This is a genomic window from Billgrantia ethanolica (assembly GCF_021404305.1).
Lineage (GTDB): Bacteria > Pseudomonadota > Gammaproteobacteria > Pseudomonadales > Halomonadaceae > Halomonas > Halomonas ethanolica.
In genome coordinates this window covers 21,910-40,747 of sequence record NZ_JABFTX010000005.1, presented here as the reverse complement: position 1 = coordinate 40,747, position 18,838 = coordinate 21,910, and the positions used below count along the sequence as shown (strand labels likewise).

Sequence of the window (18,838 nt, the reverse complement as noted above, 5' to 3'; positions counted from 1 at the left end):
AACCAGCCTGCAGATGGATCAGTAGAACCCTCTGTCCTGCATTACCCTATCGGCCCTGTCCTGCGCCAAGGACAGGGCCTTCTTGATGGAACGCCGCCCGTCCAGCACCTCGAAGATCTCTTGTCCGGCGATGTTGATCAGATCGGTGATGCCCGGCACGGGAGGCCTCGGCCATGCCTGCAGGATGTCCTTTCTCGCCATGTCATCCACGATTTCGATCAGCGGCGACAGCGCCGACACCTCCGGGTCGCGGCTGACGCTGAAGCGCGGCGTCACCAGGCTGCCGTTCAGGATATAGAGCTTGGACATGTTGGCCGAGGTCAGGTGGCGCAGGGCCGTCCAGACGGCCTCGACCCGCTCCTCGGAGAGGTTGGCGGGAATGGCCAGGGCATAGCCGCCGATCGGGGTGATGGCACGGCCATGGTTGCCGATCGGATGCGGCAGGTAACCCGTCTTGCCCCAGGCCGGTGACTTGCGATCAAACTCGATGAGCGGCGCCAGCAGCGTGTAGCAATAGGCCATGCAGGACTCGCCGGTGGCATAGGACTGGGCACGTTCATACCACGCCATGTTGAGGATGTTGGGGGGCGAGTACTTGAGGATGTCCAGCATGTACTCGCAGGCCCGGTAGGCGGCATCCGACTGGAACATCGGCCGCAGATCCTCTCCAGAGGCCTGCTGATAATCGTAGCCCCCCTCGCAGCGGCGAAGATTGACGATCGGCTGGCCGAACTTGGCCATCAGGAAGCTGAAGGTATGGCCCAGCGGCGTACCTCGTGCGGCATTCCAGGCAATGCCATACCGCCCCCTGGCGGGATCGTGCAGCCGCCTGGCCGCCTTGATCAGTTCCTCGGTCGTCGTCGGCGGCTCAAGCTGCGCCTCCTCGAGGAGGTCCTTCCTGTAGCAGAGCAGCTCCGGGGTGGTCTGCAGGGGAATACCGTACTGCTGGCCGGCGTATCGCGTGCTCTGCACGGCGACAGGATGGAAGTCGGAGAGGTCGTAGGCATCGCGGCGGATGAAGCGGTCGAGGGGCATCAGGATGCCCTTCGAGGCCAGCTCGCCGAACCAGGGCAGATCGCAGGCCACCAGGTCGTAGCGGGACTTGGCCCGGCCGGCGTTGACCAGGATCGCCTCGAGCAGGTCATCGATGGACCTGGCGGAGTTGTGGATTTCCAGGCCAAAAATGGATTCCAGCTGCTGCTTGAGGTTATGCATTGCCATGAAGGTAGGATCGGCGTGGATGAGCCCACGCAGCCCACCCTTCATCTCGAGCCGCGCCGAGAGTACCGCCGGCGGAGAGATCACGCGATCCGTCGCGGCCGCATCGAGGAAGATCCGTCGCCCGGTATCCGACTCGGGGTCCACGCCGAACAGGGGGCCCAGCAAGCCCTTGATACGGTGCGCATAGGCCTCCCACTCCTCGATCATCATGGGCGAGGGATGCAGCGAGACGGTCTTGCCCGATTTCGTCCTGGGCCGTGACAGGATCAGTCCGCGCTTGACGATGCTTTCTATCCCGCGCTTGGCGGTGCCGTAGGAGAGCCCGGAGGCAGCCGCCAGTGAGGTGGGCGTCGTCAGCCGGCCGGCCAGATGGTTGCGCATGAGGTGGAGCATCATGCGCATCTCCCGGTAGCCGTGGCTCAGCGACAGGGCATGCTCGGTTTCCTCCTCGAACTTCTCGATGAAATCGATGAAACGGGAGAGCTCCGTGTTGGAAAGCTTGGGCCTCGGCGTCTGGGAAAGTCTGTCGTAGGGCCCCTCGGGATGGCTCTCGTCAGGGAGGTCGCTCATGATCGCCTCGAGGAGGATGAAGGGGGTTCACCAAGATAGCGCCCCTCAGACACTGACGGCAAACGCGGCGCCAGCTCGGCTACCCCAAGCCGTCGACGATCAGCCGAATGCCCAGCAGGAGCAACAGGACCAGGATGACCCGGAAGAAGAGCTCCCCGCTCAGGCGCTTCTGAATGACCAGCCCCAGGCGCACCCCCAGCCAGGCCACCGGGATCAGCAGCAGCGCGATGGTGAGGTTCTCGACGTTCAGCAGGCCCAGCATGCCGTAGGGCACCAGCTTGACCAGGTTGGTGGCGGCCAGGAAGACCACCGCGGTGGCGAGAAACTGCTCCCGGGTAAGCCGGCACTGCAGCAGATAGAAATTGAGCGGCGGTCCCCCGGCATGGGCGATGAAGCTGGTGAAGCCGGCGACACCGCCGCTCAGCGCACCTGCCCAGGTGGGCAGAACCCTGCCGCGAAAGGGCTTGAGCAGCCCCCACAGGCCGAACAGGATCGAGAACACCCCCAGCAGCACCTTCAGCAGCGCCTCGTCGAAGCGGCCATAGGTCAGGTAGCCGACCGCCACCCCCAGCACCGCCGGGGGAAACATCAGCCATAGCACGGGACCTACCCGGTGCCGCCACCAAGCCTTGAGGCTGAACAGATCCATCACGATCAGCAAGGGCAGCATCACGGCCACGGCGAAGACCGGGCTGGCCTTCAGCGAGATCAGCGGCACCGCCACCACCCCGACGCCGCCGGCAAAGCCCGACTTGGAGATGCCGGTAATCAGCACGGCGACGATGAGCAACACGATGAACTGCCAGTCGTACAGCATGCGGGCCTCTGCTCTCTGACCAGATAGAAAAAAAGGGCCGTGGCGAACACGGCCCAATCGGAGCATGGCATTGTCGCCCATGAAGGGCATGCCTCACGGCACCGAGTGCCACCTCCCGGAAGCGGGTTTACAGCACCTCGCAGATCTCCTCGAAGGCGAAGCGCTCCTGCCGCGGGAAGAGCGCCTCGACATCCCCATAGCCCAGGTTGCAGAGGAAATTGCTCTTCACCTTGCCGTCGGGGAAGAACACCTCATCGACGGCGGCATTGTTGAAGCCGGACATCGGCCCGGCATCCAGGCCCAGCGCACGCGCCGCCAGGATGAAGTAGCCGCCCTGGATGGAACTGTTGCGGAAGGCGGTAGCGTGGATGAAGTCCGGCTTGCCCTCGAACAGCGACTTGGCGTCCTTGTTGTGGGAGAACATGCGCGGCAGGTGGTCGTGGAACTCGGTGTCGAAGCCCAGCACGGCCACCACCGGTGCCTTCATGGTCTTCTCCTGGTTGCCGGGCAGCAGCGCGGGCTTGAGACGCTCCTTGGCTTCCTGGCTCTTGAGGAAGAGGATACGCGTGGGCTGGCAGTTCATGGAGGTCGGGCCGAAGTGCATCAGGCGGTAGAGCTCGTGCAGGGTCTCGTCGCTGACGTCACGATCCTGCCAGACGTTGTGGGTTCGCGCTTCGGTGAACAGGGTCTTGATCGCGGTGTTGTCGATAGCCGTCATGTCGCTTTCCTCTTGCTGAATGGTGTTGGCTTCAGGGGGTCGTCTTGCAGTGGGACTAGCGGCTCGCCTTGAGGCCGAAGTCATAGGTCAGATGGCGGAAGGGAACGTCCATCGACCGTCCATCCGGTGCCTTTCCCGGCGGCAGCAGCTGGTACTCCCTGACCAGGGAATCCTTGACGCCGAAGACGGCGTCGGAGTCGAGATAGGGGTCGTCCTCGGCGAAGACCTGGGTCACCAGGGTGTCAAAGCCCTCGGCCATCAGCATGAAGTGCACGTGTGCGGGGCGATAAGGGTGGCGACCGGTGAGTTCCAGCATCTTGCCGACCGGGCCGTCGGTGGGGATCGGATAGGGCGAGGGGGTCACCGTCCAGAAGGCATAGCGCCCCTGGGCATCGGTGGTGAACCTGGCCCGCAGCGAGGCGCCCTCGAGCTCCTTCTGGACGTCGTAGAACCCTTCGCTGTCCGATTGCCAGACATCCACAACGACATTGGCCAGGGGCTCGCCGCGCTCGTTGTGCACCCGCCCCTCCACCAAGAAGGGCTCCCCCTCGACGTTCCAGTCGATCGACTCGCCCTGGGCGGCCTCGGGCGGGTCGGCCACATAGAAGGGGCCGAGCACGGTGCTCTCGGAGACCATGGGGTCCGAGCTGTGGTGATTGATGGCATCGACCAGCATGGTCACGCCCAGGGTGTCGGAGAGCAGGATGAACTCCTGGCGCTTGTCGTCGCACATCTGGCCGGTGCGGGTCAGGAAGTCTATGGCCTGGGTCCACTCCTGCTCGGTGGGCTCCACGTCGCGGATGAAAGCGTGGAGGTGGGTGACCAGGCTATTGAGTACCTGCTTCAGGCGCTCGTCACTGCAGCCGGAAAACTGCTCGATCACGGCATCCGTGATGTTCACGGCATTCAGGTTTCGCATCTCGTCATTCCCTGGCGCCGGTGGCGCTCTCGAAGGCCGGCAGCCCAGACAGCCGCTCGGTATGGTGGATCGTGGCGATGTAGTCGTCCTCGCCGTGGCCCGTGCCGATCAGCGAGCTGTAGGCCTCGCGCATCTGGGCGGCAAGCGGCACGGCGACACCGTCGGCATGGGCACAGCCGAGGATCAGGTCCAGGTCCTTGGCCATCTGGGCGGCCGAGAAGGTGGCGGTGAAGTCGCGATCCTTCAGCGGCTGGGTCTTGTACTTGACCATCGGCGAGCCGACGGCGCTGTCGGCCATCAGGTCCAGCATCGCCTCCCAGCCGATGTTGCCCTTGCGGGCCATGGCCAGGGCCTCGCCCATCATGCCGGCGCTCACCGCGATCATCAGGTTGATCGCCAGCTTGGCGTAGCGGGCCTGCTCAGCGTCGCCGAGCCAGTACTGGGCCTTGGTGAAGGCGGCCATCACCGGCACGGCTTCCTCCAAGGCCTCACGTGGGCCAGAGACCATGGCCGACAGGGTGCCGGACTCGGCGGCGACGGGGTTCCCCGACACCGGGCTGCGCAGATAGGCGATGCCCCGCGCGTCGGCGGCCTCGGCCACCCGGGCGGAGGCCTCGATGCTCACCGTGCTGGTCTCGATCAGCACGCTGCCCGGGGCCATCGCCTCGACCAGCCCGTCAGGCCCCAGATGCAAGCCCAGCAGCGCCCGGTCATCGGGAATCGAGACGAAGACCAGGCGGCACCCCTCGACGGCGGTAGCCAGGGACAGGTGAGCAGTGATGCCGACCTGCTCGGCCAGGACCATGCGCTCGGCGCTGAGGTCGAACCCCTGGACGGGGGTCCCCGCCGCCGCGATCCGCGCGGCCATGGGCAGGCCCAGCTTGCCGAGGCCGATCCAGGCCACCTTGTTCGACGTGGTCATGGGGCTCGTCGTGGTCATAGCGCTTGTCGTGCTCATTGGGCTCTCTCCCCTTGTGCTCGGGATTCCCGCTCTCGTGACATCAGTTCGCCGTAGATGCGTTGGCCGGAGGCGTCGAGGTGACCGAGGCCGTCCGCCACGTCGGCCAGCAGCCTGCCGTGGCGCTTGTGGAACTCCCCCGCCACCATGACGCTGTCGACGTTGGCCAGGCTCGCCTGCATGACCACGGTAGAGACCGGGTCGCTGACCGGCTGCATGTTCAACAGGCTGGTATCCAGCAGCACCATGTCGGCCTGCTTGCCCGGCGTCAGGCTGCCAATTCGCTCCTCGAGGCCCAGGGCTCGAGCGCCGTCGAGGGTGATCCACTCAAGCGCCTCGCGGGTGCGGATGGTCGAGGTGTCGGGTATGCCGCCCTGCTCGCGCCGCGAGGCGTCGTTGTCCAGCGAGCGCTGCATGCCCAGCGCCATGCGGGCGACCGTGAACATGTCACCGGAGATCACCGACTCCAGGTCCACCCCCAGGGAGACCACGCCGCCGTGACGGCGAACGTGGCCGGTGATCGGGAAGCCGTGCCCCTGGGTCATCTCGTTCTCCGGGGCGATGGAGAAGGTCACGCCCTGCGCGCAGAATCTCGCCAGCTGCGCGTCGCTGAGGCTCTGCCCATGCACGATGTTGATGTCCGGCCCGAGCAGCCCCCGCTCCTCGATCACGTCCCAGCCGCCGGGGCTGACGGCCTCGCCGCCGCCCTGGTGCATGGAGGCGACCAGGCCGAACTCCTTGGCCAGTGCGAAGTCCTGCAGGCTGACCTCCAGGGTGGAGTAGTGCGGCCCGAGGATGGCCATCCCCAGGGTGACGCGCCCCTCGGGGTCGGAGAGCTCGCCCTGGAGCAGGCGCTCGACCTCGCCACGGGGATGCGGGATCTCGCTGAAGTGGGGCTGGCCCGGCTTGGGGTCCGGCTTGGGCGAGCCGTGGAAGAACAGCGCCCGGATGCCGGATTCCTTGAGCCCGCGCACCGCCGCATCGGTATGCGCGGGGGTGGGGTTGTTGTGGCACCAGTCACCCAGGGTGGTGGTGCCACAGTTGAGCTGGTTGAGGGCCCCCATGCGGGTGGCGATATAAATGTCGTCGGGGGAGAAGAGCGTCGCCAGGCCGCGGTGGACGTGGCGAAAGTACTCGAGCAGCGTCCAGTTGGCGGCCACCCCGCGCAGGGCGGTCTGCCAGGTGTGCAGGTGGGCGTTGACCAGGCCGGGGATCAGGATGCCGCCGCGGCAGTCGATGACCTCGGCCCCCTCGGCGGGCAGGTCATGGCCCACGGCCAGGATGCGGTCGCCCTCGACCAGCACCTGGCCGTTGGCCAGGTCGCCGAGCTCGGGATCCATGGTGATCACGGTGGCATTGGAAAATAGCGTCTTCATGTTTGGGCTCCCACCTCGCTGGCCGGTCGCTGGCCGACCAGGGCATGGCTCAGCAGCCGGTGGATGCCCTGAGCCTCGACCTCGCGGGGGTTCCAGTAGGGATTACGGGTGGCGATCTCGGTAGCCCGCTCCACGTCCCCCGCCTTCAGGCCGATCTCCTCCAGTGCCGTGGGCGCGCCGATCGCTCGGGCCAGGTCGAAGAGGCCGGCGGCGGGATCCTCACAGCCCAGCGCCCGGGCGATGCGTGACATCGCCTCGGGGGCCGAAGGGGCGTTGTAGGCCACCGCATGGGGCAGCACGATGGTGTGGGTCTCGGCGTGGGGCAGGTCGAAGGAGCCCCCCAGGGTGTGGCAGAGCTTGTGGTGCAGCGACATGCCCACCGAGCCCAGGCAGGTACCGCACAGCCAGGCGCCGTAGAGGGCATCGGCGCGCGCCTCGGCGTTGGCCGGGTCGTTGGCGATCACCGGCAGGCTCCTGGCCAGCGCCGCGATGCCCTCCTCGGCCATCAGCGAGATCACCGGGTTGCGGTCACGGGCGTAGAGCGCCTCCACCGCATGGGCGATGGCATTGATGCCGCTGGTGCCGGACATGCCCGCGGGTAGCGAGAGAGTCAGGTCGACGTCGTAGATCACCGTCTCGGGCAGCACCTCCAGGGTGCGCTGGGTGGTCTTGAGGCCGTCGCGGGTCTCACCGAGAATCGGCGTCATCTCGGAGCCGGCATAGGTGGTGGGGATGGCCACCTGGGGTAGCCCGGTGCGCAGCGCGATGGCCTTGCCCAGGCCGATGGTGGAGCCGCCACCGATGGCCACGGTGCAGTCGACCCTCAGCTCCTCGACCACCCGCATGGCGCGCTCGGTCACCTCGACCGGGGTGTGCATGGCGGCCTCGGCATAGAGGCCGACGCCGCGCTCGCCCAGTTGCTCCAGCACCGCGCGGGCCTGCTCCTGCTGCTGGGGAGTGGCCAGCACCAGGGCCCGGCGGCAGCCAAGCTGCTCGATTTCCTCGGCGAGGCGCGACAGGGTCCCCTGGCCGAATACCACCCGAGATGGCAGGCCATGATAGACAAAGGGTTGCATGGTTATTTCCTCAGACGTTGAAGGTGCATGTCGGCGCCCCGCGGGGCGCCGCGATGGCTGCGAGTCCGCCTAGACGGTCGCGGCTTCTGCCGGCGATGGTTGACCCATTCCGGTAATCGCCTGCACCAGCTCGTCCTCGCTGACGCTGTCGCCGTCGAACTCGGCGGTGACCCGGCCGTCGTACATGGCGATGATGCGGTTGCTGAGGCCGAGCACCTCCGGCATCTCCGAGGAGATCACCAGTACCGCGTAGCCCGACTTGGCGAGCTCCTTGACCAGGGCATGAATCTCCGCCTTGGATCCCACATCGATCCCGCGGGTCGGCTCGTCGAGGATCAGCAGCTTGGGGTGGGTATGCAGCCACTTGCCGATGACGATCTTCTGCTGGTTGCCGCCGCTCAGGTTGCCCACCTTCTGGCGCCAGCTGGGCGTTTTGATCTTCATCGCCTGGTGGTACTTGTCGTAGACGGCCCGCTCATCGGCACGCTTCATGAATCCCAGCGTGGAGACCGACTCGAGTCCGGCCAGGGTCATGTTGTCGCGGCAGTTCATGCCCAGGATCAGTCCCTGGTCCTTGCGATCCTCCGGCACCAGGGCAATGCCCGCGGCCACGGCGTCGTGTGAGGTATGGAAGCTCACCGGTTGGCCATCCAGCAGGATCTCGCCGGCCGTGGGGGAGCGCAGGCCGAAGATGGTCTCGGCGACCTCCGAGCGCCCCGCTCCGACCAGGCCGTACATGCCGACGATCTCGCCCTTGCGGATACTGAAGCTGACGTCCGAGAACAGCCGCTTCACCGACAGGTTGCGCAGCTCGAGCATGTTCTCGCCGAACTCGCTCGGCTTGCTGGCGTGGTCGAGCTCTAGGCTGCGGCCGATCATCATCCGCGTGACCTCGTCCTCGTTGGTCTCGCAGGTATTCACCGTGCCGGTGTACTCGCCGTCGCGCAGCACCGAGATGCGGTGGGAAAGGTGGAAGATCTCGTCCATGCGGTGCGAGATATAGACGATCCCCACGCCCTGCTCGCAGAGCGACTGGATCACGTCATAGAGCACCGGCTTCTCATGATCGGTGAGGGAGGCGGTGGGCTCGTCGAACACCACCACCCGCGGGGTGAAGACCAGCGCCCGGCCGATCTCGACCATCTGCTTCTTGGCGATCGACAGCGAGCCCACCAGGTCATCGTGCTGAAAGCTGCACTTGAGGGTCTCGAGGATCCGGTTGGTGTCCTCGCGCAGCTTGCGCCAGTCGACCCGATTGCCCCACTTCTTCGGCAGGCTGCCGAGGAAGATGTTCTCGGCCACGGTCATCCCCGGCACCAGCGACTGCTCCTGGTGGATCAGCACGACCCCGGCACGCTTGGCATGCTTGGGATTCTCGAAGGCCATCTCCTCGCCGCCGAGGATGATCCTGCCCTCGTTGGCCTGGTGCTTGCCGGCCAGCACCTTCATCAGGGTCGACTTCCCGGCGCCGTTCTCGCCGAGCAGGGCATGGACCTCGCCGGGGCGCACGTCGAAGTCGACCTGGTTGAGGGCCACCACGCCGGGAAAGCGCTTGGTGATGCCTTCGAGCTTGAGAACCGGCTCGGCGTCGATCGGCTGGCGGTGGCCAGTCGTGGCGTGAACGGGGGTCATATCCGCACCTCCTTGGTCGAGGGCACATTGAGCTTCTTGTCGATGATCAGCACCGAGATCAGGATCAGGCCGAGCACGACCAGCACGTAGAAGGCCGGCACCTGCATCAGGTTCATGCCGTTGCGCAGGATGCCGATGGCCAGGACGCCGCCCAGGGTGCCGACGATGCTGCCGTAGCCACCGGTGAGCTTGGTGCCGCCGAGTACCACCGCGGTGATGGTCCACAGCTCGTAGTCACGCCCGAGGTTCGGAGTGGCTGCGCCCATCTGGCTGGCCAGCAGCACTCCGGCCAGGGCCGCGAAGAAGCCGACGATGATGAAGTTGATCATCATGTGGCGGCCGAGCCGGATGCCGGCATCGATGGAGGCTTCCGGGTTGCCGCCCACGGCGAAGGTGTTGCGCCCGTGGCCGGTGCGGGTCAGCACCAGGTGCATCACCAGGGTGCAGAGCAGGAAGATGATCGCCAGTACCGGGATCGGCCCGATGGTGCTGGCGCCGAAGTCGGCGAAGGCGAAGTTCATCGAGTAGAAGGACTGTTCGCCGGTGTAGAGAAAGATCAGTCCGCGAATCCCGAGCATCGCGCCCAGGGTGACGATGAAGGCATTGACCCCGGTCTTCCACACCACCAGGCCGTTGATCGCGCCGAGCAGCATGCCGGACGCCAGCGCCGCAATGATGGCAATGGTCAGTCCATAGTCCTGCAGCCCCACCGCCAGCGAGGCGGCAAGCCCGAGTATCGCCCCCACCGAGAGGTCGATATTGCCGTTGATCATCACGTAGGTCATGCCCAAGGCGATCAGGCCGATGGTCGAGGTCTGGACCAGGATATTGGTGATGTTGCTCAGCGACAGGAAGTACTCCGACATGAAGCTGAAGAAGATGAAGATGGCAATGACGAAGACCCAGATCGGTTGGATAGTCGTCCTGCCGCGGAAGAAGCCTTTTATTGAAATCATGTGTCATGCCTCCGCGTCATGAATGGGTCGTCAACAGGCGCTTGCGCTTGTTGGCGAGGTCCAGCCAGACGGCCAGGATGATGATGACCCAGGTCACTATCCACTGGGTGTAGTAGGGGTAGCCCATCAGCAGCAGACCGTTCTGGATGAAGCCGAGGATCAGCACGCCGATCACCGTCTTCCAGATGCTGCCGGCGCCGCCGAGCAGGCTGGTGCCGCCGAGGATGATGCCGGCCAGCACCAGCAGCTCGTAGCCCTGCCCCACATTGTTCTGGGAGCCCATGACCCGGGAGCCGAGCACCAGGGCCGCGCAGGCCACGCAGAAGGCCGAGATCAGGTAGGTGCTGAAGACGCACCAGTTCCTGCGAATGCCGGAGTAGACGGAGGCCATCGGGTTGCCCCCGACGGCAAAGATGCGTCGCCCGTAGCCGGTATAGGACATGACGATCTGCATCAGCAGGGCCAGCAGGCCGAAGAGCAGCACCGGTACCGCGATACCCAGCACATAGCCGCGGCCGAAGAAGGCGAACCAGGTGCCGTCCTGGTTGGCGATATCGACGTTCTGGCCCCCGCTGTAGATCAGCACCAGCCCCTGGATGACGGAGAGCATGGCCAGCGTCACGATCAGGGAATTGAGCCGCATGAGGCCGATCAAAAAGCCGTTCACGGCGCCGAGAAGCAGGGTGAAGGCGAACATCACCAGGATGGCGTTCATGGGACCGATCTTGTCGTGAAGGTCGACCACCAGCACGGTGGCGAACGACAGCATCGAGCCCACGGAAAGGTCCAGGTTCCCGCCGATGATGACCACCGTGACCCCGACGGCGATGATGCCGATGATCGACGCCTGCCGCACGACGGTCATGATGTTCGACTGGGAGAGAAACTGCTCGGAAAACAGTGAGAAGACGAACATGCTCAGAAGAAAGAACACCAGGATGCCCTGAGCGGAGAGAAAGCTGAGGATCCCCGCGCGGCTGATTCTTCCATTGAGGAGCTGTGGATTGGTTTGTTCTGCAGAAGCCATGGTAATCACCTGTCTGAATATGGCCATGCGCAGCAAGTGCTGGCACAGGCTCGATCCGTGTCCCGGGACATGGCGCCTGTGCGCCAACTCCCGGGCAGCACGCCGTGCCGTCAGAAGACTGGACGGTCGAACTCTTCCAGATTCTCAGCGGTGATCTTCGGGGTCTCGAAGAAGTTGAGCTTGGGTACTTCCTCGCCGGCCAGGACATCCAGAGCGGTCTGCAGCGCCGCCTCGGCATCATCCACCGGGGACTGGTAGATGGAGCCGTAGTACTCTCCGCGCGCGATGGCGTCATAGCCCACGGCGAAGTTGGTGGCACCGATGAAGACGATATCGCCCGCCCGGCCGGCGTCCTTGGCGGCGTTCAGCGCGCCTACCCCCATGTTGTCGTCGCCGGAGTAGACGCCGTCGATGCGGTCGTACTTGGTCAGGAAGTCCTCCATGACGCGCTGCGCCCGCTCACGGTTCCAGTTGCCCGGCTGGGTTTCCATCAGCTCGACATCGGGGCAGAGTTCGGCGAGACGCTCCTCGAAACCGGCCGCACGCTCGATGGCGGTGGTGTAGCCCGGCTGCCCCGAGATCTGCACGATCTGCCCTTCCCCTTCCAGGGCTTCGCACATCATCTCTGCCGCATAGGCCCCCTGCTCCACGTTATCGGGGCCGGAGAATGCCGCGATGAAATCCATCCCGGCATCGGCAATCCTGGAGTTGGTCACGACGACCGGGATGCCGGCATTGTTGGCCTGGCGAATCGCCGGAATCACCGCCTGACCATCCGTGGGCCAGATGATGATGGCATCCATGCGCTGCTGGACGAGGTCTTGCATCTGGCCGATCTGTCGGGCCACATCGCCCCCGGCGTCCAGCACCACGATATCGACGCTGCCATTGGCCTCCGCGGCTGCCACGAAGGCCCTCTCATAAGTCGTCTGGTAGCTGTCGACACCGACGTTGTTCTGTGTGATACCGATCCGATAGGTGGAGTCGGCGTGGGCTATCCCCGAGGCAAGGAGGAGGACACTGGTAGCTAGCGCTGTCTTGTAGAACATGTTGTCACCTGTTGTTGTAATAGCCTGTTGTAATAACCTGTTGTGCTTGCATTCTCGTGTTGCGTGACTGTCCGCGCATGCGGCCCGTCAGGGTGAATTCAGCTTATGGGCTGAGAAGAGCTCGCAGCAACGGCGCTCGGGAAGTGAAATATCCATTCTGGTTATTTTCCCCGTGCCGGCCTTTCGCCAAAAACGACACGAGAAAAGCCCCGGCCGTGGTAACGGTCGGGGCAAGCGAGGGCACAAGGGGAACGGGGCATTGGCAGGTGGCTGGAGCCTCACCTGCCGAGGGTCAAGGCGTCGGCGGCTCCAGCAGCCGCTGCCAGGCATTGATGACGGTTTGGCGGTGCGCCTCGAAGTCGGCCTCGCGCCCGCGGGCGGCCTCGCGGGTCAGCGACGCCCGGTGGGCGGTGCTGCGCAGGGCCAGGTAGGCATCGCGCAGGCGCTGACACTCCTCGGCGGGCAGGCGTCCGCTGCTCTCCAGGGTCTCGAGGATGCGCATGTTGTCGCTCCAGCGCAGCAGCTCCGGCGTCTCGTGGCCCATGGCGAGCACCGCGAACTGGCACAGAAACTCGATGTCGACCATGCCACCGGGGTCGTGCTTGAGATCGAACTGACCCGCCTCGCTCTTGCCGCCCAGGTGCTCGCGCATCTTGTGGCGCATCTTGACCACCTCTTCGCGCAGCGCCTCACGGTCGCGCTCGCGGCCGAGAATCTCGCTGCGCACCGCATCGAAACCTGTAGCCAGGCGTGGGTGCCCTGCCACTACCCGCGCCCGCACCAGCGCCTGATGTTCCCAGGTCCAGGCCTCGCGGCGCTGGTACTCGCCGAAGGCATCGAGGGTGGTGACCAGCAGCCCGGCGTTGCCCGAGGGACGCAGGCGCATGTCGACCTCGTAGAGGGTGCCGGCCGGGGTCACCGCGGTGAGCAGGTGGATGATGCGCTGGCCCAGGCGGGTGAAGAACACCGAGGCGTCGATGGGCCGGGTGCCGTCGGTCTCGCCGCGGGAGTCGCCGTCGTGAATGAACACGAGGTCGAGGTCGGAGCCGTAGCCCAGCTCGATACCGCCGAGCTTGCCGTAGCCGACGATCAGGAACTCGGGCTCGGCGCCGGCGCGGGAGCCGTCGCGGCGCAGCGGGTAGCCGTGCTTGCGCACCAGGTGGCGCCAGGCCATGGCCAGCACCGTTTCCAGCAGTACCTCGGCAATGTAGGTGAGATAGTCGCTGACCTTCATCAGGTGGCGGGTGCCGGCGATGTCGGAAGCGGCAACGCGCAGCACGTGGGCGTGCTTGAACACGCGCAGCGCCTCGAGCTGGGCCTCCTCGTCGTCCTCGGGAATGCGCCCCAGGGCCTGGCGCAGCTCGTCGGCCAGGCGCTCCTTGTCGGCGGGGGTGTAGAGGGTGGCCGGGGTCAGCAGCTCGTCCAGCAGGATCGGGTAGCGGGCCATCTGCTCGGCGATCCAGGGGCTGGCGCTGCACAGCCCCATCAGATGACTCAGCGCTTCGGGGTTCTCCCGCAGCAGCGCCAGATAGGCGGTACGCCGCAGCACCGATTCGATCAGCGGCAGCACCCGCTCCAGGGCGGTGTCGGGCGCGTCGCTTGCCGCCACCGCATCGAGCAGCAGCGGCATCAGGGCTTCGAGGCGGTCGTAGCCGATGCGCTGCATGGCCTGCACCTGGCGCGACTGGCGCAGCCCGACGAGACGACGTAGAGCCGTCTCGGCCTCATCGAAGCCCGCTTCGGCGAGCATTGCCTCGGCCTCCTGGGGCTCGAGCTCTCCGCACCACAGCGCCCGCCAGTCGTCCAGTGACAGGCCGCCTTCGTCTGCCGCCTCGCCGTTCTCCTCGATCTCTTCCTCGGGGTCGGCGATCACCGCATCGAAATGGCCTCGCACCCGGCCGCGCACCTCCTCCAGGCGCGCCAGCAGCGCCGGCCAGTCCTCCATGTCCAGCGCCAGGGCGACGCGCTCACGGTCGAGCTCGTCGTCCGGCAGGCTTTGGGTCTGGCGGTCTTCCAGCGCCTGAAGTACATGCTCCAGATCGCGCAGGAAGACGTAGTCGGGCTCGAGCTCGTCGACCACGTCTTGCGGCAGCAGCCCCAGCGCCGGCAGACGCAAGAGCGCCGTGCGCAGCGAGGTGACCTGCAGCTCGGTGTCACGCCCGCCGCGGATCAGCTGGAAGGCCTGCACCACGAACTCCACTTCGCGAATGCCGCCGGGGCCGAGCTTGATGTTGGCCTGCATGCCGCGCCGCTTCACCTCACGGTTGATCAGTCCCTTCATCTCGCGCAGCGACTCGATGGCGCCGAAGTCGAGGTACTTGCGGTAGACGAAGGGGCGCAGGTTGCCGAGCAGCTCGCCGCCGGCCTCCAGGTCGCCGGCCACCGGCCGCGCCTTGAGCATGGCATAGCGCTCCCACTCCCGGCCCTGGTCCTGATAGTAGGCGGCCAGCGAGCTGAAATTGCCGACGAGCGGACCGCCTTCGCCCAGCGGACGCAGGCGCATGTCGACGCGAAAGACGAAGCCGTCGGCGGTGACCGCATCCAGCGCAGCGATCAGCTTCTGACCCAGCTTGGTGAAGTACTCCTGATGCGCGAGGGAAGTGCGCCCGCCCTCGGTGTCGCCCTGCTCGGGGTAGGCGAAGATGAGATCGATATCGGAAGAGAGATTGAGCTCGCCGGCGCCGAACTTGCCCATGCCCAGCACCACCAGGCGCTGCTCGCTGCCGTCACTGCGCGCCGCCGGGCGCCCCCAGCGCGGCTCGAAGTGACGTTCGAGCCAGCCCAGGGCGCCTTCCAGCGACACCTCGGCCAGCTGAGACACTGCGGCGGTGGTGGCCCACATGTCGGTGCCCGCCGGTCGCACCAGGTCACGCCACACGATGCCCAGCATGCGCGCCCGGCGGAAGCGCCGCAGCACGGCGTGCAGGCCGGCCTCGTCCTCGGCGCTCTCCAGCCGTTCGCCGAGCCAGGCCGTGAGGGTCTCGGCCGTTGGCGACTCGTCCAGCTCGCCGCCGGCGTCCAGGTGCAGCAGCCATTCGGGGTAGCGCACCAGGGTGTCGAGGGCGAAGTCGGAAATGGTGATGACCCGCGCCAGCTGGCGACGACGCTCCGGCCCCAGCGCCAGCCAGTTCTCCGAGGGCGGCTCCTGGCCGGTCATCTCGGCCACATTGTCGGCCCGAGCCAGGCTCTCGCTCAGGCGCTGCCACGCTTTCTCCAGGGCGGGCCTGAGCGCGGTCGGAATTTCATCGACGGGCAGGAAGTCAGCGGGAAGAGCCATGGGCAACTCGCCTTGTCGCAGCGGAATTGCCCCCAGCATATCGAAGGCGCCGACGCGACGGCACCCCCATCGACGGCCTTCAGCCGAAGAACTTCTGCCAGGCGAGCAGGCCCCAGGTCAGACCGGCGGCAATCAGCGCGATCATCACTGCCGCCGAGCCGATGTCCTTGGCCCGCCCGGACAGCTCATGATGCTCGGTGCCGATGCGGTCGACCACGCTCTCGATGGCGCTGTTTATCAGCTCCACGGTGAGCACCAGCAGGCAGCTGCCCATCAGCAGGATCCACTCCACCGGCCCCGCGCCGATCCACCAGGCCAGCGGCAGCAGTACCACACAAAGGGCCAGCTCCTGGCGAAAGGCCGTCTCGTGGTGAAAGGCGAACCTGAGCCCCTTGATCGAGTAGCCCGTGGCATCGATGAGGTGGCGCCATCCGGTTCGTGCTGGTTTCATCGTCTCGCATCCTGAGTTGCGGGTTGAGTCGGCTTCAGTGCGCCTCGATCATGCGCGCCAAGTCTTCGGAGAGCGGGTCCAGCACCTGAGCCCAGTTGAGCCAGGGCGTAGACGAGGTGCCGTTGACCATCACCGTGAACACGCCCCAGCGCCCCGAGCGGGTACGGAAATAGCCGCTCACGGCGCGCACGGCATAGGGCTGATTGAGGGTGCCGGTCTTGAGCATGATGTGGTCCTGAAACAGCGGCGAGCCACGGCGAATGAAGCGTGACACGCCGTTGGCCGGCGACTGGAAGCTGGCGACGAAGCTGGGAAACAGCGAAGAGCGGTGGAACATGCTCTCCAGCAGCGCGTTGCTGCCATGGGCCGAGGTGCGGTTCTCCGTGGTCAGACCGCTGCCGCTGAGCATGATCACCGGGCCGTGATCGGGCAGACCGGCCACGTACTGCTGAATCGCCTCGCCGGCCTGGAACAGGTCCGCCCTCGGGGTATCCACCAGGTTGAGCGCCAGTACGTCGGCCATGAAGTTGTTGGAGTAGTTCATCACATGCAGCAGCAGCTCCTGCAACGCCCTGCCCTCCACCTGCGCCAGCGTACGCGCGGAAGCGGCAGGCTGATCGATGCTGGTAACGTAGCCCCCACCCACGCCGATGCCGGCCTGCTCGAGCATGGCCATCAGGGTGCGGGCGGTCTGGCGGGCTGGGTCGCCGCTGGCGCGGTAGACGTCCCGGGGCGAGGCATTGAGCGAAATCTGGCCGCGCAGCAGCATCACGTCGCCCTCTTCGCGGGTCACGCGCTCGGCGCTGAACTCGGTGCCGCTGTCGGGCGGGCGCGTTTCGATCCGGTTGTCGACCTCCAGGATCAGCCCCTGACTGTCGCAGCTGGTGATGCGAGCGGGCTCGCCCGCCGCCGCCCCCGGCGCGACGTTGACGCACCAGTTGCCGTGGTTGACCCCGGCCGAGGAGAGCAGTGCGCTGTAGCTGTTGGCGGTGCGCGATTGCCCCTCGCAGCGGTCGGTGGTGATGCACTCCACCGGGCCGAAGCGCCATTGGCTGACCACCAGGCGCCCTTCGATCTCGCGTACGCCGGCCTGATGCAGCCGTTGAGTCAGCCGCCACAGGTCCTCGCTGGAGAGGCCCGGGTCGCCGCCGCCGTCGAGTATCAGGTCGCCGCGCAGCACGCCGTCGGCATCGAGTTCAGCGGTGCTGACCAGCCGCGTGGCAAAGCGATGCTGCGGCCCCCAGCGGTCGAGCGCGGCGGCCGCCAGGTAGGCCTTGGACACCGAGGCCGGCGACAGCTGGCGCTGCGGCTCGATGGCGCCGAGCAGGACGCCGTCACGCCCACCGTCACCCAGCAGCCGCGCTTCGGCGCTGATGCGAAAGCCGCTCTCGGTCATCTTGCCGAGCTCGGCAAAGCCAGACCCGACCGCCGTCACCGGCAGCAGCGAACCGCACAGGAGAAGCAGGCAGCCAAGCCTGGCAAGAGTTCTCGACATCATCGAACCATCCATCTAAAGCCCACATGACGTTCCTCAGTGGGCGGACATACGGGAAAACAGCTGAATCACCACCACGCCGGCCACGATCAGACCGATACCGAGCACCGCCGGCAGATCGGGACGCTGCCCGTACACCACGATACCGACCAGGGCCACCAGCACGATACCCAGACCGGCCCAGATCGCATAGGCGATACCCACCGGGATGGTGCGCAGCACCAGCGACAGCATGTAGAAGGCGATTGCATAGCCGACAACCACCATCAGGCTGGGAACGAGCCGTGTGAAGCCGTGGGTCGCCTTGAGCGCGCTGGTTGCCACGACCTCGGCGACGATAGCCAGGGCCAGATAGACGAATGCCATCAGCTTCTCTCCCTATCGCCGGGTACTAGCTCAGGGGCATGGGGCAGCTCGGCAACCAGACGCCAGAGTGACTGACCGCTGGCGTGGTACTTTCGTTCAAAAGGAGTGAGGTGCCGGGTGCCGGGGTCGAACGGCTCCACCGCAGCGGTCGTACCGGTCGCCTGCGCCAGCGCCAGGGCGAACTCCTCGACGTAGAGCCGCCAATTGGAGCGCAGCTCCAGCCGGCCGCCCAGCGCCAGAATAGTCGGCAGCACAGGATGCCCATGCCAGCGCTGCTTGAGATGCACCGACTTGGGGTAGGGGTTGGGGTAGAGCAGATAGTGCCGCACCGGCTGCCAGCCGGCGGCCAGTGCCAGGCGCCAGAAATCCACCAGGTCGGCGCGTACCAGCAGAGCGTTCTCGCCCAGTTCGCCGTGCTCTCGGGACAGCCGCTCGGCGCTGCGATCCACGCCGATCACCAAGTGATCATCGAACTGTCGGGCCAGCTCGCGAGTGGAAACCCCCACGCCACAGCCGGCATCGAGAATCAGCGGACGCTGCCCATCCCCGGCTTCACGCTGGTACCATGCGCGGGCCTGCTCGAACGCCTCCCGCGTGTGTTCGGCCACGGGCTTGCGCAGCGGATGGCGCAGAGCGCGGTCGACGCGCTTCTCGACATCCCGGTGGGGGCCGCTCTGGTTGGTCGCGATGGGGCGGGAGGTGGCATGCATGAGGCGAAATCGATCGGTAGCGGACGAACGGCCATTCTAGCAGCCATGCCGACGCGCGCGAGGGGGTAGGCGCGAGCGGGTGGCAGAGAGGGGCGAGGTAAAGAGGACGAAACAGGGCGCAAAAAAAAGGCGCCTCGACAAGGAAGCGCCCACATACCCACTCGTATGACTCAAACAGCACGATCAGGATAGCGTGTTTCCCGTCACATTTCAAACGTTT

Annotated in this window: 16 protein-coding genes; all 16 read right to left on the bottom strand. The window is 66.0% G+C overall.

The window, feature by feature from the left end:
* Window positions 1-18: 18 nt before the first annotated feature.
* Entirely contained in the window at window positions 19-1,791 is a 1,773-nt protein-coding gene (locus HOP53_RS19995) for an ABC transporter substrate-binding protein (RefSeq protein ID WP_234271635.1), read from the bottom strand.
* A 79-nt stretch (window positions 1,792-1,870) separates the two neighbouring features.
* Window positions 1,871-2,608 carry a sulfite exporter TauE/SafE family protein gene (locus tag HOP53_RS19990; RefSeq protein WP_234271634.1) on the bottom strand — a complete coding sequence of 246 codons (738 nt, stop codon included), beginning with the start codon at window positions 2,606-2,608 and terminating at the stop codon, window positions 1,871-1,873.
* A gap of 127 nt (window positions 2,609-2,735) precedes the next feature.
* On the bottom strand, window positions 2,736-3,326 hold the full coding sequence (locus tag HOP53_RS19985) for a malonic semialdehyde reductase (RefSeq protein WP_234271633.1): 591 nt from the start codon (window positions 3,324-3,326) through the stop codon (window positions 2,736-2,738).
* A 55-nt stretch (window positions 3,327-3,381) separates the two neighbouring features.
* A complete protein-coding gene (locus tag HOP53_RS19980) occupies window positions 3,382-4,245 on the bottom strand; it encodes an intradiol ring-cleavage dioxygenase (RefSeq protein ID WP_234271632.1) in 864 nt (287 codons plus the stop codon).
* Between the two features lie 4 nt (window positions 4,246-4,249).
* Window positions 4,250-5,167 carry an NAD(P)-dependent oxidoreductase gene (locus tag HOP53_RS19975; protein ID WP_234271631.1) on the bottom strand — a complete coding sequence of 306 codons (918 nt, stop codon included), beginning with the start codon at window positions 5,165-5,167 and terminating at the stop codon, window positions 4,250-4,252.
* A 32-nt stretch (window positions 5,168-5,199) separates the two neighbouring features.
* Window positions 5,200-6,579 carry an amidohydrolase family protein gene (locus HOP53_RS19970; RefSeq protein WP_234271630.1) on the bottom strand — a complete coding sequence of 460 codons (1,380 nt, stop codon included), beginning with the start codon at window positions 6,577-6,579 and terminating at the stop codon, window positions 5,200-5,202.
* Window positions 6,576-7,655, bottom strand: coding sequence for a maleylacetate reductase (locus HOP53_RS19965; RefSeq protein WP_234271629.1), 1,080 nt, complete (start codon window positions 7,653-7,655; stop codon window positions 6,576-6,578). Before HOP53_RS19965 ends, HOP53_RS19970 begins: the two co-directional genes overlap by 4 nt.
* A gap of 69 nt (window positions 7,656-7,724) precedes the next feature.
* The gene (locus HOP53_RS19960; protein WP_234271628.1) at window positions 7,725-9,287 is read right to left on the bottom strand and encodes a sugar ABC transporter ATP-binding protein; all 1,563 of its coding nucleotides are present in this window, start codon (window positions 9,285-9,287) and stop codon (window positions 7,725-7,727) included.
* Window positions 9,284-10,243 carry an ABC transporter permease gene (locus HOP53_RS19955; RefSeq protein WP_234271627.1) on the bottom strand — a complete coding sequence of 320 codons (960 nt, stop codon included), beginning with the start codon at window positions 10,241-10,243 and terminating at the stop codon, window positions 9,284-9,286. Before HOP53_RS19955 ends, HOP53_RS19960 begins: the two co-directional genes overlap by 4 nt.
* Before the next feature lie 16 nt (window positions 10,244-10,259).
* The gene (locus tag HOP53_RS19950; protein WP_234271626.1) at window positions 10,260-11,270 is read right to left on the bottom strand and encodes an ABC transporter permease; all 1,011 of its coding nucleotides are present in this window, start codon (window positions 11,268-11,270) and stop codon (window positions 10,260-10,262) included.
* Window positions 11,271-11,380: 110 nt separating this feature from the next.
* Window positions 11,381-12,319, bottom strand: a complete 939-nt coding sequence (locus tag HOP53_RS19945) for a sugar ABC transporter substrate-binding protein (protein WP_234271625.1) — start codon at window positions 12,317-12,319, stop codon at window positions 11,381-11,383.
* Between the two features lie 292 nt (window positions 12,320-12,611).
* The gene (gene glnE, locus HOP53_RS19940) at window positions 12,612-15,596 is read right to left on the bottom strand and encodes a bifunctional [glutamate--ammonia ligase]-adenylyl-L-tyrosine phosphorylase/[glutamate--ammonia-ligase] adenylyltransferase (protein ID WP_234271624.1); all 2,985 of its coding nucleotides are present in this window, start codon (window positions 15,594-15,596) and stop codon (window positions 12,612-12,614) included.
* A 79-nt stretch (window positions 15,597-15,675) separates the two neighbouring features.
* Complete coding sequence (locus HOP53_RS19935; protein WP_234271623.1) at window positions 15,676-16,047, bottom strand: diacylglycerol kinase; 372 nt, start codon at window positions 16,045-16,047, stop codon at window positions 15,676-15,678.
* 34 nt (window positions 16,048-16,081) lie between these two features.
* Entirely contained in the window at window positions 16,082-17,545 is a 1,464-nt protein-coding gene (dacB, locus tag HOP53_RS19930; RefSeq protein WP_234271622.1) for a D-alanyl-D-alanine carboxypeptidase/D-alanyl-D-alanine endopeptidase, read from the bottom strand.
* Window positions 17,546-17,578: 33 nt separating this feature from the next.
* Window positions 17,579-17,911, bottom strand: coding sequence for a DMT family transporter (locus tag HOP53_RS19925; RefSeq protein WP_234271765.1), 333 nt, complete (start codon window positions 17,909-17,911; stop codon window positions 17,579-17,581).
* Window positions 17,908-18,618, bottom strand: a complete 711-nt coding sequence (gene trmB, locus HOP53_RS19920; RefSeq protein ID WP_234271621.1) for a tRNA (guanine(46)-N(7))-methyltransferase TrmB — start codon at window positions 18,616-18,618, stop codon at window positions 17,908-17,910. The genes HOP53_RS19925 and trmB overlap by 4 nt, the downstream gene beginning before the upstream one ends.
* Between the last annotated feature and the right edge of the window lie 220 nt (window positions 18,619-18,838).

What these genes read in the sequence shown, in the direction of transcription:
- HOP53_RS19985 (WP_234271633.1), bottom strand. Translation starts at nt 3,326, where the DNA reads ATGACGGCTATCGACAACACCGCGATCAAGACCCTGTTCACCGAAGCG.
- HOP53_RS19965 (WP_234271629.1), bottom strand. Translation starts at nt 7,655, where the DNA reads ATGCAACCCTTTGTCTATCATGGCCTGCCATCTCGGGTGGTATTCGGC.
- dacB (WP_234271622.1), bottom strand. Translation starts at nt 17,545, where the DNA reads ATGATGTCGAGAACTCTTGCCAGGCTTGGCTGCCTGCTTCTCCTGTGC.
- HOP53_RS19950 (WP_234271626.1), bottom strand. Translation starts at nt 11,270, where the DNA reads ATGGCTTCTGCAGAACAAACCAATCCACAGCTCCTCAATGGAAGAATC.
- HOP53_RS19990 (WP_234271634.1), bottom strand. Translation starts at nt 2,608, where the DNA reads ATGCTGTACGACTGGCAGTTCATCGTGTTGCTCATCGTCGCCGTGCTG.
- HOP53_RS19955 (WP_234271627.1), bottom strand. Translation starts at nt 10,243, where the DNA reads ATGATTTCAATAAAAGGCTTCTTCCGCGGCAGGACGACTATCCAACCG.
- glnE (WP_234271624.1), bottom strand. Translation starts at nt 15,596, where the DNA reads ATGGCTCTTCCCGCTGACTTCCTGCCCGTCGATGAAATTCCGACCGCG.
- HOP53_RS19960 (WP_234271628.1), bottom strand. Translation starts at nt 9,287, where the DNA reads ATGACCCCCGTTCACGCCACGACTGGCCACCGCCAGCCGATCGACGCC.
- HOP53_RS19995 (WP_234271635.1), bottom strand. Translation starts at nt 1,791, where the DNA reads ATGAGCGACCTCCCTGACGAGAGCCATCCCGAGGGGCCCTACGACAGA.
- HOP53_RS19980 (WP_234271632.1), bottom strand. Translation starts at nt 4,245, where the DNA reads ATGCGAAACCTGAATGCCGTGAACATCACGGATGCCGTGATCGAGCAG.
- HOP53_RS19975 (WP_234271631.1), bottom strand. Translation starts at nt 5,167, where the DNA reads ATGACCACGTCGAACAAGGTGGCCTGGATCGGCCTCGGCAAGCTGGGC.
- HOP53_RS19970 (WP_234271630.1), bottom strand. Translation starts at nt 6,579, where the DNA reads ATGAAGACGCTATTTTCCAATGCCACCGTGATCACCATGGATCCCGAG.
- trmB (WP_234271621.1), bottom strand. Translation starts at nt 18,618, where the DNA reads ATGCATGCCACCTCCCGCCCCATCGCGACCAACCAGAGCGGCCCCCAC.
- HOP53_RS19945 (WP_234271625.1), bottom strand. Translation starts at nt 12,319, where the DNA reads ATGTTCTACAAGACAGCGCTAGCTACCAGTGTCCTCCTCCTTGCCTCG.
- HOP53_RS19935 (WP_234271623.1), bottom strand. Translation starts at nt 16,047, where the DNA reads ATGAAACCAGCACGAACCGGATGGCGCCACCTCATCGATGCCACGGGC.